The sequence below is a fragment of the Terriglobus roseus genome, from assembly GCF_900102185.1.
Lineage (GTDB): Bacteria > Acidobacteriota > Terriglobia > Terriglobales > Acidobacteriaceae > Terriglobus > Terriglobus roseus_A.
In genome coordinates this window covers 2,747,999-2,761,925 of record NZ_LT629690.1, presented here as the reverse complement: position 1 = coordinate 2,761,925, position 13,927 = coordinate 2,747,999, and the positions used below count along the sequence as shown (strand labels likewise).

The following is a 13,927-nucleotide window of genomic DNA, read 5'->3' as shown; positions in this document are numbered from 1 at the left end:
ATACAATATGCGCAACGATCGTCATAAATCGAGGCCAAATGAAAGCTGTGATTCTTGCGGGTGGATTAGGCACCCGTCTTGCGGAAGAAACTTCTGTGCGGCCCAAACCGATGGTTGAAATCGGTGGGCGTCCCATCCTTTGGCACATTATGAAAATTTATTCACAGCATGGCATTCATGACTTTGTCATCTGCTGTGGATACAAGGGATATGTCATCAAAGAGTTCTTCGCGAACTACTATCTGCACACATCAGACGTTACGTTTGATATATCGCAGAACAAAATGACAGTACATGCATCCGTTGCTGAGCCATGGAGCGTTACTCTCGTGGACACGGGAGATGCGACAGGAACCGGTGGCAGACTGAAGCGAGTTAGAAAATACCTCAACCCCGACGAGCCGTTCTGTATGACTTACGGAGACGGCGTTGCGGATGTGGATATCACGGCGTCCATCGCATTTCACAAGAGCCATGGAAAGTTAGCCACACTAACCACAGTGCGCCCCGTTGCGCGTTTTGGCGCACTGGGTTTGAACGGAACCCAGATCACTGCATTCCACGAAAAGCCTTCCGGCGAAGGTGGTTGGATCAACGGCGGCTTCTTCGTACTGGAACCGTCTGCTCTGGATTCCGTCACCGATGATGCGCAGATGTTTGAGCGCGAGCCGATTGAAACGCTAGTTGCGCAGGATCAAGTGCGTGCCTATTACCACCACGGTTTCTGGCAGGCGATGGATACACTGCGTGATAAGCAGCATCTGGAAGAGCTCTGGCAATCAGGTAAAGCTCCCTGGAAGACCTGGTAAGTAAGTCGTACACAGCCGCGCACTGCAACGCGAAAGGGAATCTGTGACAGCAAGCAGCAAATGGACAGGACGCCGTGTCTTTTTGACCGGCCACACTGGATTCAAGGGCGGATGGCTAGCGCTCTGGCTTACCAAGCTTGGAGCCGATGTGCGCGGCTATGCACTCGATCCTTATACGAATCCCAGCCTGTTAGAAGCTGCACAAATCCCTTCTCGTGTAGAAGACCTACGCGGCGACATTCGCAATGGTGAACAACTCGAAAAAGCCGTCACGGAGTTTCAGCCGGAGGTGGTGTTTCATCTCGCCGCGCAGCCGCTGGTGCGTGCTTCGTATGTCGATCCCATTGGTACTTATGAAACTAATGTGATCGGTACAGCGCGTTTGTTAGATGCAGTGCGTCGCACCCCATCAGTGCGTGCTGTCGTATCTGTGACTACAGATAAGTGCTACGAAAACAAGGAATGGCATTGGGGTTATCGTGAAACCGATCCGCTCGGTGGCTACGATCCCTACTCAAGCTCGAAGGCGTGCGCAGAGATTGTGTCCGCCGCATATCGCCAATCGTACTTTCCTGTTGAGCAGTGGAATGAGCATCACGTCGCAATCGCAACCGCTCGCGCAGGAAATGTTATCGGCGGTGGCGATTGGTCGGATGATCGTTTGATCCCTGACTTAGTGCGAGGCTTCCTCAAAGGCGAGCCGGTTCTCATCCGGCGTCCTCATGCCATTCGCCCCTGGCAACACGTGATGGAACCACTGGCGGGATACATCCGCCTTGCCGAACATCTCCTGCAACCGGATGCCACGCGCTACGCGACAGCCTATAACTTCGGCCCCAGTGACGATGATGCTCGCCCGGTGTCATGGATTGCAGATCATCTCGCAAAGACATGGTCCAACGGAGCGAAGTGGGTGTTGGACAAAGACGCTGGCGTGCATGAAGCGGGTTATCTCAAACTCGATTCCAGTCGTGCACGTGCAGAACTCGGTTGGCGACCACGTCTGCATCTGGGAGATGCGTTGGATTGGACGCTGGATTGGTTCCGTGCTCACTCAGCGGGCGAAGACATGCAGCGCTATACGTTGCAGCAGATTGAATCGTACGAAGCTCTGCAATAACAACTGTGGGCTGTTCGCATCTCCATTTTGCGTCGTAGCATGGAAGCCATGCATTCCGATGGTCTGATGATTGTGCAGGGCGGCGGCCCTACTGCTGTATTCAACGCCAGCCTTGCAGGCATCGTGCGCGAGGCACAACAACTTGGCTTCAGCAGTATTTACGGTGCGCGCTTCGGCATGAAGGGCCTATCGTCTGGCGATGTGATCAATCTCACTGCGCTCACAACAGATCTATTGGGAGGCATTCGTCTCAGTCCTGGAGCGGCGTTGGGGACATCGCGCTTTAAACCAACTGAGAACGATCTTGATCGTTGTATCCAGGTGCTCCAAGCGCATGGCATTGGCCGCATGATCTTTCTCGGCGGCAACGGCACCATGGGCGGCGCGCAACTCTTCCTTGAGTTCTGCGCGTCACGCGGCTTCTCGCTACAGGTGATGGGTGCGCCGAAGACTATCGATAATGACATTCGCGCAACTGACCGTTGCCCCGGTTTCGGCAGTGCCGCGCGATATGTAGCGCAGTCATTGCTCGATCTTTCCATGGACCTGCAGTCCCTTCCTCAGCCTGTTTCCATCATGGAAACGTTGGGACGTGATGTGGGATGGCTATCCGCAGCCTCCGTGCTGGCAAAACAACATCCCGACGACGCGCCACATGTTGTCTGCATTCCGGAAATCCCATTCGTGCTGGACGACTTCCTGCAACGCATCGACTCAACGGTGAAGCGCATCGGATGGGCTGTCGCCGTCGTGTCCGAAGGAACATGCTATGCCGACGGCACACCGGTCTTCGAGCAAGTCTTGCCGTCCGGCGGCAAGACGCCGTTGCGTCCACTGATCGGGGGAGTCGCGCAGCATCTGTCAGGTTTGGTGGCAGAGCATCTGGGCCTTCGCTGCCGCAGCGAAAAGCCAGGGCTGATTGCTCGGTCTGCCTCGCCGTATGTCTCTGCTCAGGATCGTGCTGATGCAGAACTCACCGGACGCGAATGTGTTCGCGCACTGGCTGCAGGCGCCAGCGGTTCGATGGTTTCTTTGCGATCCATCGGTAGTGATCCTGCCTTTGAATTGCTACCGCTCACAGAAGCCGCAGGACCACGCCGTGCCATACCTCAGGAGTGGCTGTGCCACGATGGCCTCGCAGTCAACGATGCATTCCTCGAATACGCACGTCCTATCGTCGGGCCGCTGCAACGACATCCTGCATCACTCAGCGGAAACCCTATGCAATAACTACGAAAGCTTTGGCAACAGCTTCAGCGCATTTTCCCGATACACCTTGCGCAGAACATCATCCGGCAATGACAGGCCGTAGATGTTCCAGCGTCCCTGGCGCGAAGCGTGCGAGGGATATGGGAAGTACTCATCCGCTGTTTCCAGCATGCGGTAATACAGCCGATACATCTCTGTCTCCGGTAGCAGGTCGCTTCCAAACAGGATGCGGTCTGCGTATTTTAGGAAGAACTCACGCGCACGGAAGGGCTGCCGACCCAGTTCGGAAGCACGCGCGCTGATGTCCACCATCAGGTTCGGCAATGCATCCATCTGTTCGCACAGATACGCCAGATCCTCGCTGCTTTCGGCACAGTGCGCGCCTACAAACGTGATGCCGGGATGGCGTGCAATCACACGATTACGCTGTTCCAACAGCTCACGCTTCGATACTGGCGAATCGCTGAAGCCCCAATCTGGATGCGCCGCCAACTCTTCATAACGTTCGTTGAAGCGATCAATCGGGTCAAAGAACGCCGTAGGGTCAGCCGTATGAAACATAACCGGTAATTGCAGCTTTTCGCATTCTTCAAATATCGGGATCCATCGTTCGTCGTCAATGCGCAACAGATTGCCGTTGTTGCCGCGAATCGTAAGCCCCATGTCCTTCCAGAACTTGATGCCGACAACGCCATGATCCACAAGCCGTTTCAGCCGATCCGCAGTGACCTGTACAAAATCATCGCGTTGCACATCAGACCAATCCATCCATCCAATGCTGGAGAAGCGGGGAGATGCAGCGTGGTAACGGTCAAGGATGGCAATGGCTTCATCGCCAACCTTCATTGTGATGTTGATGACGTGCTCCACCCCGCAACTATCCATGATGCGCAGCACATCCTCAGGCTGCATGGAGTCCAGGTGATTGTGATAATCGATCACAGGAAAGCGCGGCATCAAAGGCGTATTGTCCGGCGTCACCAGAGCCGACTTCGGCTGAAACTCACCCAGCGGCAGCGAAACCTCCGCAGTAGCACTCACCAATGCAACAAACTTGTCCTGCTCCGTCATGGATGCGCTCCGTCCTCCAGCCTGCTGTCGCGGCAAGTGTAAGTAAAGCAGATACAACAGCAGATGCGCTACGCCGCGACGTCGACCACGCCGTGCTGCGTTATCCTTGCTCCTGAGCGGCTCAGTGGTTTGAACGAGCCCATCCCGCCCTTGGAGTCATCGCATTGTCTTCCGGCAACAACGCATCTTCGTGGTCCCAGTCAACAGCCATCACAGAGCTACTTCAGCAGGCAGAACTGAAAGACGGACTGCGCGATACGTTGCGAGAGATACTGCAACAGCCCGACACATGGCGTGAAACCGCGAACCGAGTAAAAGCAGCGCTGCCACAGTACGCCGCCATTCTTGATGGACTACAGGCTGTCATCCTTACAGGTTCGGGTAGCTCGGAGTATGCCGCTGAATGCGCTCGCACAGCCTTTCAACGATTGTTCCCCGTAACTGCACAATCTATTGGTTCCGGTGCGCTGTTGACGGATGGCATTTCCGTGTTGCCGCAGTCGAGGCCTGCGTTGATGATTCATTTCGCGCGTTCTGGCGACAGCCCTGAGAGCGCTGGAGCTCTGCAGGCCATGCTGCATGACGATATGCGGATACGGCAGCTTGCGGTCACTTGCAACGCAGAAGGCAAACTTGCAAAGGCAGCCGCGCACGATGGCCGTCTAAAGGCTCTCACGTTGGATGCACGCACCAACGATCGCAGCCTGGTTATGACCAGCAGCTTTACGAACATGGTCCTGGCAGCCATCGGCATGGCATCGCATGCTGATACGGAAGCCTATGTATCCTCTGCAGAGAAACTTGCTACTGCGGCGGAAGCTATTCTGGCCACAGCATTCGACCACTTTAATGCGCAATCCCTGCAAGCCTGCTCGCGCGTCTTTTACCTCGCAGATCCAGCCATATTCGGCGCAGCGCGTGAAGCCGCATTGAAGATGACGGAGATGACTGCGGGCCGTGTCATGACCGTCGCGGAAACTTATCTGGGGCTACGTCACGGCCCCATGAGCGCAATTCACAAAGACGCTCTGATCGTGTGCTTCCTCTCGTCAGACCCGTTGGTTAGCGCATATGAAGAAGACCTGATCCGTGAACTTAATGCGAAGGAGTTGGGCGCAGCAAAAATTTTTATCGGCTCTTCAATTCCGCAAGACTTGGTTCACAAGGAAGACATCGTGATTGAAAACGAAGTCTTTTCGCAGACATCCGTTGCGTTCCACTCGTTGCTCTATGTCGTAGCAGGGCAGGTGCTGGCGTTCTATCGCTGCTTGCACGAAGGTTTGAAGCCAGACGCGCCTTCTGAAGGCGGAGTTATCAATCGCGTCGTACAGAAATTTCAGCTTCATGGCGCAGCGGCGGAGCAAGCGTAATGAGCACAAAGCGTTTTGATGTAGCTATCGCAGGTGAAATCAATCTCGACCTCGTGCTCTACGGTCTGCCCAAAATGATGCCCTGCGAGCGGGAACTTCTTGCTGACGACTTTGCCATGACACTTGGTAGTTCGTCAGCGATCCTTGCGCACAATCTTTCCACGCTTGGTGTCTCCGTTACCATGGCAACGCTCGTAGGCCCGGATGCTCTTGGCGAGATCGCTCTGCAACGCTTGCACGATGCAAACGTTGACTTAGGCGGAGTTCGTCATACCGATGCGTGCAGCACGGGCGTGACGCTGATGTTGCCGCACGGTAAAGAGCGCCACACACTTACTTATCCGGGCACCATGGCGAAGATGTCGCTGGCTGACCTTGATCCGGATTACCTCGCCAGCGCGCGCCACTTCCATCTCTCTTCGCTGTATCTTCAAACCGCGCTTCGTCCGGATGTGCCGGAACTCTTTCGCAACATGAAGTCTGCGGGGCTGACTGTCTCTCTCGATACAAATGACGACCCCGACGACCGTTGGGAAGGACTTCTGGATACCGTGCTTCCCCTCGTTGATATCTTCATGCCCAACGAAGACGAAGCCTGCCGTATGACACGAACCACGTCAGTAGAAGCAGCCATCGACGTACTCGGAAACATCGTGCCGCTCGTCGCAGTGAAGTGTGGCAGCCGGGGAGCACTTATTCGTTCGGCTGGCGTTGTGCAGGAAATCGCACCAGTGCCAGTCACACCGGTTGATACTGTTGGCGCAGGCGACAGCTTCAATACAGGATTTCTGTTCGGCTATCTTCGTGACATGTCGCCCGTGGCCGCTGCTCGTTGCGGCAACATCTGTGGGGCGTTATCAACTCAGCGTCCTGGCGGTACTGAAGCCTTCCGCGACAAAGTTTTGGTCGAGTCTTTCCTTGAAGCTCACGGAGGCCTGGTCAAGGATTAACCTGGGTGGCTCTCTACCGCTTCCTGCATGTTGCTGTAGAAGCGTGCTGCAGCCGCTTCGGTTTCACGTCCCAACCGGCTACTGCGTACCAGCTCTTCGCGATATCCCTTACCAAAATCAAACCATGCAGATTGCAACAGCGTCTGCATGGTCGCAAGGTCAGCAGATACCTCCGCGCGCATGGCAGCCATCTTGGAAGCCTTCGCGGATGTGGTCATTGCATTCGCATTGTGAACCACACGATTGCGTATCGCCTCCAGCGCATGTGATGTACGCACCGGCCATATTTGGTCAAACACAAACCACATCACAAGAATGCCCAACGCAATGCCAATCACGCGATCGCGTGCCGGTGCAATCTGGCTGGCCGCACCAAACCCTGCAAGATCGGTAATGAAGAATGCAAACGCAATCTGCACGCCCGTATAGCCGATGCGAGGACTGCGGGATACCCATGCAGATAGAAGACAAACGGAACCAGTAACCAACACCAGAGAAGTGACGGAGTCCATGTTGGGAAAGAGTAGCGACTCCACAAGAATCGCCAGCGCGCCACCAATAGCCGCCCCAAACAAGCGATAAAGCTGCTTCTGTTTCATGGCGCCTGTTGACGTCAGTCCCGTAAAAAGTACAGTCACAACGCACGTCAGAATCCCCGGCCATGCAACCGCGTTATAGATCACATAGCAAATGCTCGCGCTTAGAGTGAGCTTCAGGGCATAGAGAGCTGCGTCGGGTGAAGTGAAGGCGTCTGAGTGAAAAAATCGAAAACTTCTCGCAGGAGCAGGAGCATCGTGACGGATGGTTACACCCTCCTGGGCCACGCTGCAATAGAGGTTTAGCTCTGTAAAGATACCGCGCAAGCGCTCTGGCGCGTCTTCAGACGGAGGAGCAGGTCTCTTGAGATTCTGATCCAAGATGAAGTCACACTGTTCTGCAATGCGGAGATGAGCGTCGGCAGCATTGGCGTCTGAGTCAAAGCCCGCAAGGATACTCTGTTCCATTGCACGTGCGAGCACACCAATGCGGAAGTGAACACCGGGCGGCATGCGTCTGGGAAACCTGCTGCGGACCTCTTCATAAAGTTCGTTCAGCTTTAGATCGCCCGCGTGGCTATATTGCACCAACTGGTGGTGCAGGGCAGACATGCCAGCCTTTCGCGGCATTACTGCCTGCTCGCGGTGAAAGTTGGCGAGCAGCCGAATCCTCTTCCTCAGTTCTTCAGCAAGAGCATCCGCGGGATGCCGGGTTCGAAGCAGGAAGTTCACCGCGCTCGCCGTCCCTAATGCCAACGCCAGTGAAGCGAGGTTGTACAGTGTCGCAGTCACAATCGCATTTGCTGAGTGATGTGTATCCCACGCAGAAAGTGCGACAAATCCGTAGAACCCAAAGATGGTGAAGAACAGCGGTACTCGTGTCGCCGTCATGCAGAACCCAGCGAAAAACACCAGCAACAGGAAACCAATAAAACGAAAGACCTCTGTCCCATCCGTTACCTGGACCCACACAAAACACGCAAGTGACGCTGTTGCTGCACCGCCGAACATCTGAACCGTATGAAGCAGCGTTATTCCGGGACTTTCGCGTTGCAGCAATAGAATCAGCGCTAAAGCAAGCCCAATTCCCGGAACACGCAGTGTGTCGGCAAGTACAAGCGCCGTCACCATGCACAGCGTGTCCTGCAGCGATCCGGACATGCGACCGGGATATGACTGCAATTCAGATCGGATAGTGCTGAAGATTCGCTCGAAGCGGCTCATAGTTTTATTAACGAACCACTGTGATGGCTGTGGCGCCTATACGGAATGCGTTCGGATCGGGATTGAGGACGCGAATACGAACAGGGAATCGTGCGGACAGATGCACCCAGTTCAACGTGCGATCGACGTTTGGGAGTCCACCAATCACGCCGCCATCTTCCGGAAACACCCCGCGCCCCACGCTATCCACTACACCGTCATAACGACGGCTGGGTTGGTCCATCAAATACACGTCCACGTGTTGTCCTTCGCGAACGTGCTTCAGCTTCGACTCGCGATAGTTTGCCAACACCCACCAAGTTCCCGTGTCGATGAGTGTGAAGATCGGCGTCCCCACATGGGCATACGCGCCCTGTGAGATATTCATGTTCGTCACATAACCATCGAACGGAGCACGAACACTGGTCCAAGCCAGATTCAGTTCGGCCTGATGCACTTTCGCCTCACGCGCTGGTCGCTGCGCAATCAGCGTATCCAGCGTGTCGACCGCATGCTGCGCCTCTCCCACCTTGGATTGCGCCGCCTGCAGATTTGCGCCCGCGGCTTGCTTCGACGCTTCAGCCATCTTCTCCTGCGCCTGTGCTTGTAGCAGTTGCGACGCAGCCTGATGACTTGCTTCCTGTGCCACGCGAACCGCAGTCTGCGCTTGGTCCACCTGCTGTGTGGTGACATAGTGCTTTTCCAGCAACGGTGCAATGCGATCCAGATCATTCTGTGCGTACTTCATTTGTGCATCGGCGGAAAGCTGTGCAGCGCGCGCGTGTTCCACGGCAGCCTTTGCTGCCAACACCGAACCTTCTGCTGCGGAAATGTTGCTCTGAGAGCCAGCGACACCAGCCTGCGCCGTGCCCACAGCAGATTTCTCCGTGGCAATGCGCCTACGCTCATCATCAATCTGGCCTTCCAGCGAAGCCTGTTCGGAGCGAGCCTGCTGAAGAGCGTATTCATACGGGCGCGGGTCAATCTGAAATAGTAGATCGCCTTTGTGAACGGCCTGGTTGTCGAGAACATTGAGAGCCACGAGTCGCCCCTCTACTTCAGGAGCAAAGGCAATAGCATTAGCGCGTACCGTCGCGTCGTCGGTGCGCGGATTGCGGTCAACAGACCAGATGGCAATCAGCAGCACGATAACAGCAGCAGCGGCAATGAAGTATCCAATGCGTCGAACGGGAAATGTTGATTCCGGCATGGCGTGTGTCCTTATGCGAAAAGCAGAAGCCAGAGAAGGCATGTGAAAAGTGTCAGCAGCGCGGGATACAGCAGGGCTGGATGTCCAAATTCCTGCGAGGGGTAGCGCTTGCGAATCAGCAGATGCGTCAGCATGGTCAACACCACACCGATCACCAGCGAAATCATCCAACCGGGAAAGTACGAACCCACGATTTCTACATTCGGGTTGCGGCTGCAGCCGGCAAGAAACAGTGCTGCAAAGAGAGTGAGTCGCTTCATGGCCGGGCTCCCACGGCAAAGTTAAGTGCAGCAGCGCTCAGCGCCACCTGTGCATTCGCATCCACAACGGCCAGTCGTGCCTGTGCCAGTTGCTTTTCAGCTTGCACCACATCTACAAGCGAACGCACGCCATAACGGAATGCGTCCAGAGAAGAGTCATACGAGATTTGTGAGGAGGATAGGAAACTCTGCGCGGCCTTTTGCTGTTCCTCAGCTGTCTGATAATCCACGTAAGACTGCCAGACCTCGCGCGTTACACGATCTTTCGTCGCTCGTTGTTCTTCTGCTGCAGCGCGTTGCTCTGCCAGCGATGCTGCAACCTCATGTTTGCGCGCGCCATTGAATATCTCCCACTTCAACGACACCGCTGCTGACCAAGTGGTCACGTTGGCATAACCAAGCTGCCCGTAGTCCGCAGTGGGCCACGTTGCCGTTTGCCCACCCGTGCCCGCAAGTCGAGCCGAAGGAAGATAAGCAGCATGCGCCACGCGAGTGTTCTGTTGCGCGCGTTTCAATGCCTGTGCACGCGCCAGCAGGTCGGGGCGCGAACTCCACGCGGCCTGAATCAACTCTTCCACCTTCGAATCCACGACGTCAGAAGAAACACCATCCGCTTGCACGGGCAGTTCAATTTCAGCTGAGGGCTCCACGCCGACAGCTTCCGTAAGCGCAATCTTTGCCTTCTTCACAGCGCCTTCCGCCGCAGCAAGAGAGAATCTTGCTTCCGCCACGCCAGCCTGCGCATTCTGAAGATCAGGGAGCGTCGTGCGTCCATTGTCAAACTGTGACTGTGCGTTATCGCGCAGCGTCTCCGCATCCTGCAGGATTGTTTTTGCAGCGGATAGTCGCCCCGCTTCCAGTTGCTCGCGGTAATACAGCGTAGCTACGTTATAAGCAATCTGCTGATGTGTACGGCTCAGCGTCAGTGCGCCAGCCAGCTCTGTGGCCTTGGCTGCTTCCAGCTTCGGGCCTCGTGCAAAATTCAGCAGGGTATATTCCAGTTCCATCTGCGCGGCTGCTACAGGTTGTTCCACCGTCACATAACCGCGCGGCGCAAGCGGTTTTGGAAAGGGGACAATTGCACGTACATCGCTGCCTTGGGCGGCGAATGCAAGCACAGGAAGATACGAAGCGCGTGCAATTCCCGCCTGCTCCAGGCTTGTCTTGGCCCGTGCCCAGGCAATACGTCCCTCGGGGCTATTGCTTTCGGCCAGGTCGATCAGCTCCGGAAGTGTGTAGGTATGGTCGTGCTTTAGTTCCTGCACCGGCAGCGCGGGCGCGTTCCCGATGCATTGTGCCGCATCTCGCACGTTCGTTACAGCGGTGCAGGAGAGATGTTGGGCCGCAGCCGGTGCCGAACACCATAGCAGCGCACCCGCTGCAATCAGAAGGCCCGTAATGGAAACGTCAGGTTTCATTGTGTACACCGTAAACTTGATATGAGTATACGCCGTATACAAATAATGTGTACAGCGTATACTGAATTCGTTATGAAAAAAGAATCCGGCCAGGACCATGCAACCGACTCGCTAAAGCAGAAGATCGTTCAGGCTGCATCTCATCTCTTCACCTCGGGTGGCTACGACGCGCTTTCCATGCGCCGTGTGGCGCAGGAGGCCGGGTGTTCTCAGATGGCAATGTATCGCCATTTCGAGAACAAGGAAGCACTGGTGCAACACATCTGTGCGGACCTTTATACAAAATTCGCAACGCGTATCAACGGCGAAATCGCAGCGGAGCCCGATGCCACACGAAAGTTACGACGTTTTATTGCGGCGGTCCTGCAGTTTGCGGAACAGTATCCTGACCACTACTCGCTGATTTTTCTCGTACGTCATGCTGACCCGGAAGTGGTGGCCACGCGTGAACAGCTGGGCCAGCAGTTCCTGGAGGGCATTGCGGGAATTGTACGGGAGGCGTTGCCACCAGGAACTCCGCTCACGCAGGTGAGGACGACGCTGCGTCGCATGATGGAGGTTCTCCATGGCACAACCGCATTGTGGCTTGCGCATCCAACCGCTTACAAGCTAACGCGTCAGCGTGCGGTGGAAGACGTGGAGGCTATCTGGAGCCTTCTGCTGAATCAGTAATTTGGTGCGTTAGCCGAAGATAGCTTTAAACGCCTGTTCGAGATCGGCGATCAGGTCCTTTGGCGACTCCAGCCCAACCGAAAGACGAATGAGGCGATCCGTAATGCCAAGTCGATCGCGCTCCTCCAGAGGCATATCGCAGTGCGACGCCGTGGCGGGATGCGTCACCAGTGTCTCCACGCTGCCCAGACTCTCAGCGCATGTGCACAGCTTCAGCGCCTCAATAAAGTGCAGCGTCTGTTCTGTAGTTGCCTTCAGCTCAAACGACATCATGCCGCCAAAGCCTTTCTGCTGCTTCGCCGCCAATGCATGCTGCGGGAACGACTCTAGGCCGGGGTAATTCACTCTGGCTACATGCGCATGTTTCTCCAACCACTCCGCGATCTGCATCGCATGGTTGCAGTGCATGGCAAGCCGCGCTGGCAGAGTCTTGATGCCCTGCAGGGCTAGCCAAGAATCAAACGGTGCCTGGATGCTGCCAATGATCTTGCGCACAAACCGCAGACGCTCGGTATTGGCTTCATCATGCGTCGCCAGCGATCCACCCAGCGTGGCATTGTGGCCATCAATGTACTTGGTAGTGGACATCATGGAGATATCCGCGCCCAACTCCAGGCAGTTCTGCAGCAGCGGCGTCAGGAACGTATTGTCGACTGCCACGAGTATGTTTTCGTGTCGATGCGCCATGTCAGAAAGCGCACGCACATCGCTGATTTTCAGCGTTGGGTTTGCGGGTGTTTCCAGAAAAAGCAAACGTGTCTCCGGGCGGATCGCTTTTTCTGTTGCTTCCACGGAAGCGGTGTCTACAAAGTCATACGCCACACCAAAGTGGCCGAGCACCTGGTGAAACAGGCGAGCGGTGCCGCCATAGATCACATCGGATAGCAGTACGTGATCGCCTGCTTTCAGCAATCCAAAACACAGTGTCGTAATCGCAGACATGCCAGAGCGGAAGCAGAGTGCAGAGGCAGTGCCTTCCACGGCGGCAATCGCTTGTTCAAGCGCGTTTACGGTCGGGTTTGCGCCGCGTGTGTAGCCATAGCCCTTCGTTACACCCACACTCTCGTGGATATACGTCGCCGTCTGATGAATCGGAAACAGGATCGAGTTCGACTGTTTCTCGTAACTGCGATTCGAGTGGATGACGAGCGTGGATGGATCGAAATCTGGGCGGTCTGACACGATGAGGCTCTCCTTGTAGGAACGAAGGGCACAGATTCAGCGCGTGTGCAATTCGCCTGAGCCAGCCGTTTCATGCAAGATGCGGGAGATCGCTAAAACGATTCCGCTTTCTTTTTATTCAATCACATGGCCGTTATTCGCGAACGGCATGGAAGCGCAGACGAACATAGTCGCCCCACCAAACACCCTCTGCATCGCACAGTGCCGGACGAAGCAGTGCGACTGTCTGGTCGACCGCAGATTGCCGATCCGCCTCTGAAAGTTTGCTCAGAATGCCATTGCGGAAGGTATTCAGCCACTCCTCCATGCCACTCTTCAGCAGCGTGGGGCGGGGGATTATTTCAATGCTCGTAACGCGGAACCCGCCATCTTCCAGAATGCCGCGCATCTCATCGCGGGATGGGTATCGCGAAGCCGCATCCTTCTCCGCGTCAATCCCAAATTGGGTCATGACGGCTTGCAGTGCCACTCGAATGGCCGCAATGTTGCCCAACCCGCCCATCTCCGCCACAAAGCGTCCGCCCGGCTTCAGTGCCCGGTGCACGCTCTGCGCCACTGCTGGCAGATCGGTCACCCAGTGCAATGCTGCGTTTGAAAATACTGCGTCAAACTCACCCTGAAACGGCAGCGAACGCATATCCGCGGGAACGACATTCAATCCACGCGCCTTCGCCGATTCCAGCATAGAGGCTGAAGCATCGCATCCGGTTACAACTGCTCCATAAGCCGCAATCTGCTCGGTGAGCGCACCGTCACCACAGCCAAGATCCAGAATGTGTTCGCCCAATTGCGGAGCTAACAGCGCGACGACATCCTTTGCAAGGTCAGCCACGAAACGGCCGTTGGCGGCATACTGGTTGGCATTCCACGTCTGTCCTGTTTGCGTTTGCTGTGCGGTCTGTGATGTGCTTTCCATG

The 13,927-nt window shown here is 55.7% G+C and carries 13 protein-coding genes; 6 read left to right on the top strand and 7 right to left on the bottom strand.

Translation table 11 applies throughout. The features are described 5' to 3' along the window. Positions 1–38: 38 nt before the first annotated feature. From rfbF to BLT38_RS11480, 3 genes are read left to right on the top strand one after another with little or no spacing between them, the layout of a single operon-like run. Positions 39–809 (top strand): glucose-1-phosphate cytidylyltransferase, encoded by a 771-nt coding sequence (gene rfbF, locus BLT38_RS11490; protein ID WP_083345300.1) that lies wholly within the window; start codon positions 39–41, stop codon positions 807–809. A 43-nt stretch (positions 810–852) separates the two neighbouring features. Next, positions 853–1,929 carry a CDP-glucose 4,6-dehydratase gene (gene rfbG, locus BLT38_RS11485; RefSeq protein WP_083345299.1) on the top strand — a complete coding sequence of 359 codons (1,077 nt, stop codon included), beginning with the start codon at positions 853–855 and terminating at the stop codon, positions 1,927–1,929. Between the two features lie 48 nt (positions 1,930–1,977). Then, entirely contained in the window at positions 1,978–3,159 is a 1,182-nt protein-coding gene (locus BLT38_RS11480) for a diphosphate--fructose-6-phosphate 1-phosphotransferase (protein WP_172838245.1), read from the top strand. Here BLT38_RS11480 and BLT38_RS11475 read toward each other — a convergent pair whose 3' ends face one another. After that, a complete protein-coding gene (locus BLT38_RS11475; RefSeq protein ID WP_083345297.1) occupies positions 3,160–4,209 on the bottom strand; it encodes an amidohydrolase family protein in 1,050 nt (349 codons plus the stop codon). Between the two features lie 164 nt (positions 4,210–4,373). Between BLT38_RS11475 and BLT38_RS11470 the strand changes: the two genes are divergently transcribed. Both BLT38_RS11470 and BLT38_RS11465 read left to right on the top strand, forming a co-directional pair. Further along, positions 4,374–5,579, top strand: a complete 1,206-nt coding sequence (locus BLT38_RS11470) for an SIS domain-containing protein (protein WP_083345296.1) — start codon at positions 4,374–4,376, stop codon at positions 5,577–5,579. Beyond that, on the top strand, positions 5,579–6,529 hold the full coding sequence (locus BLT38_RS11465; protein ID WP_083345295.1) for a carbohydrate kinase family protein: 951 nt from the start codon (positions 5,579–5,581) through the stop codon (positions 6,527–6,529). Before BLT38_RS11470 ends, BLT38_RS11465 begins: the two co-directional genes overlap by 1 nt. Here the strand turns inward: BLT38_RS11465 and BLT38_RS11460 are convergent. The 4 genes from BLT38_RS11460 to BLT38_RS11445 form a co-directional block, all read right to left on the bottom strand. Further along, entirely contained in the window at positions 6,526–8,226 is a 1,701-nt protein-coding gene (locus tag BLT38_RS11460; protein ID WP_172838244.1) for an FUSC family protein, read from the bottom strand. The two genes, BLT38_RS11465 and BLT38_RS11460, sit on opposite strands and share 4 nt — an antisense overlap. A gap of 70 nt (positions 8,227–8,296) precedes the next feature. Continuing rightward, positions 8,297–9,478: a biotin/lipoyl-binding protein gene (locus BLT38_RS11455; protein ID WP_083345293.1), complete on the bottom strand. Its 1,182-nt coding sequence runs from the start codon at positions 9,476–9,478 to the stop codon at positions 8,297–8,299. A gap of 11 nt (positions 9,479–9,489) precedes the next feature. Further along, positions 9,490–9,738 (bottom strand): YtcA family lipoprotein, encoded by a 249-nt coding sequence (locus BLT38_RS11450; RefSeq protein ID WP_083345292.1) that lies wholly within the window; start codon positions 9,736–9,738, stop codon positions 9,490–9,492. Next, entirely contained in the window at positions 9,735–11,156 is a 1,422-nt protein-coding gene (locus BLT38_RS11445; protein WP_172838243.1) for a TolC family protein, read from the bottom strand. Before BLT38_RS11445 ends, BLT38_RS11450 begins: the two co-directional genes overlap by 4 nt. A gap of 72 nt (positions 11,157–11,228) precedes the next feature. Between BLT38_RS11445 and BLT38_RS11440 the strand changes: the two genes are divergently transcribed. Beyond that, a complete protein-coding gene (locus tag BLT38_RS11440; RefSeq protein ID WP_172838242.1) occupies positions 11,229–11,828 on the top strand; it encodes a TetR/AcrR family transcriptional regulator in 600 nt (199 codons plus the stop codon). 9 nt (positions 11,829–11,837) lie between these two features. Here the strand turns inward: BLT38_RS11440 and BLT38_RS11435 are convergent, their stop codons facing one another. Both BLT38_RS11435 and BLT38_RS11430 read right to left on the bottom strand, forming a co-directional pair. After that, positions 11,838–13,010 carry a trans-sulfuration enzyme family protein gene (locus tag BLT38_RS11435; protein ID WP_156785105.1) on the bottom strand — a complete coding sequence of 391 codons (1,173 nt, stop codon included), beginning with the start codon at positions 13,008–13,010 and terminating at the stop codon, positions 11,838–11,840. A 133-nt stretch (positions 13,011–13,143) separates the two neighbouring features. After that, positions 13,144–13,926, bottom strand: a complete 783-nt coding sequence (locus BLT38_RS11430; protein ID WP_083345288.1) for a class I SAM-dependent methyltransferase — start codon at positions 13,924–13,926, stop codon at positions 13,144–13,146. Position 13,927: the final 1 nt, after the last annotated feature.

Coding starts and splice junctions, on each gene's coding strand:
- BLT38_RS11455 (WP_083345293.1), bottom strand. CDS start 9,478: ATGCCGGAATCAACATTTCCCGTTCGACGCATTGGATACTTCATTGCC.
- BLT38_RS11460 (WP_172838244.1), bottom strand. CDS start 8,226: ATGTCCGGATCGCTGCAGGACACGCTGTGCATGGTGACGGCGCTTGTA.
- BLT38_RS11480 (WP_172838245.1), top strand. CDS start 1,978: ATGCATTCCGATGGTCTGATGATTGTGCAGGGCGGCGGCCCTACTGCT.
- BLT38_RS11430 (WP_083345288.1), bottom strand. CDS start 13,926: ATGGAAAGCACATCACAGACCGCACAGCAAACGCAAACAGGACAGACG.
- BLT38_RS11475 (WP_083345297.1), bottom strand. CDS start 4,209: ATGACGGAGCAGGACAAGTTTGTTGCATTGGTGAGTGCTACTGCGGAG.
- BLT38_RS11440 (WP_172838242.1), top strand. CDS start 11,229: ATGAAAAAAGAATCCGGCCAGGACCATGCAACCGACTCGCTAAAGCAG.
- BLT38_RS11450 (WP_083345292.1), bottom strand. CDS start 9,738: ATGAAGCGACTCACTCTCTTTGCAGCACTGTTTCTTGCCGGCTGCAGC.
- BLT38_RS11465 (WP_083345295.1), top strand. CDS start 5,579: ATGAGCACAAAGCGTTTTGATGTAGCTATCGCAGGTGAAATCAATCTC.
- BLT38_RS11445 (WP_172838243.1), bottom strand. CDS start 11,156: ATGAAACCTGACGTTTCCATTACGGGCCTTCTGATTGCAGCGGGTGCG.
- rfbF (WP_083345300.1), top strand. CDS start 39: ATGAAAGCTGTGATTCTTGCGGGTGGATTAGGCACCCGTCTTGCGGAA.